This is a genomic window from Phreatobacter sp. AB_2022a (assembly GCF_026847585.1).
Lineage (GTDB): Bacteria > Pseudomonadota > Alphaproteobacteria > Rhizobiales > Phreatobacteraceae > Phreatobacter.
This window is the reverse complement of sequence record NZ_JAPSET010000113.1, coordinates 1-596: the sequence shown is the minus strand read 5'-3', so window position 1 is coordinate 596 and position 596 is coordinate 1. Positions and strand designations below refer to the sequence as shown.

2 protein-coding genes are annotated in these 596 nt (G+C 71.3%); both read left to right on the top strand.

All coding sequences use genetic code 11. The features are described from left to right. Window positions 1–255, top strand: a 255-nt coding sequence (locus OZ671_RS31910) for a hypothetical protein (protein ID WP_268864428.1), incomplete at its 5' end; no start/stop codon positions are given. A 90-nt stretch (window positions 256–345) separates the two neighbouring features. Further along, window positions 346–579: a hypothetical protein gene (locus tag OZ671_RS31905; protein WP_268864427.1), complete on the top strand. Its 234-nt coding sequence runs from the start codon at window positions 346–348 to the stop codon at window positions 577–579. The last annotated feature ends 17 nt before the right edge of the window (window positions 580–596 follow it).

The following is a 596-nucleotide window of genomic DNA, read 5'->3' as shown; positions in this document are numbered from 1 at the left end:
CCCCCGGGTTTTCCAATGGAGACTGTCATGAACAAGTTCGCCCTGATCGCCGCCCTTGCCGCCCCCCTCGCCTTCGCCGTTCCGGCCTCGGCCCAGGGCGTCGGTGACGCTTCCGGTTATGTCGGCGCTTCCGCCATCACCACGGCCGCCCCGGTCCAGGCCCGCGAGTTCACCGCCCGCCACGTCCCGGCGGCCAGCGCCGTCCAGATCGACCGCGAGGCGGTGTCGTCCTCGGCCTTCCCGTCCTCGAACTGACCGTTCGATCGGCCAGAACCTCTCGATTTCTCAAATGATTGCCGTGCCGGGCCCAGCGCGCCTGCCGGCCGAAACCAACGGAGATCCGTCATGAACAAGCTCATCCTCGCCGCGGCCCTCGTCGCTCCCCTCGCTTTCGCCGCTCCGGCTTCGGCCCAGGGCGTCGGCGACGCCGCCGGCTATGTCGGCGCCCCCGCGATCAGCACCGCCGCCCCGGTCCAGCCGCGCGAGTTCACCGCCCGCCACGCCTATGCGCCGGCCTTCGGCCAGGTCCAGGTCGACCGCGAAGCCGTCCCCTCCTCGGCCTTCTCGTCCTCGAACTGACGAAGCGCCCGCCGGCC

Bases quoted from the DNA above. Each gene is read 5' to 3' on its own strand.
- OZ671_RS31905 (WP_268864427.1), top strand. From the start codon at position 346: ATGAACAAGCTCATCCTCGCCGCGGCCCTCGTCGCTCCCCTCGCTTTC.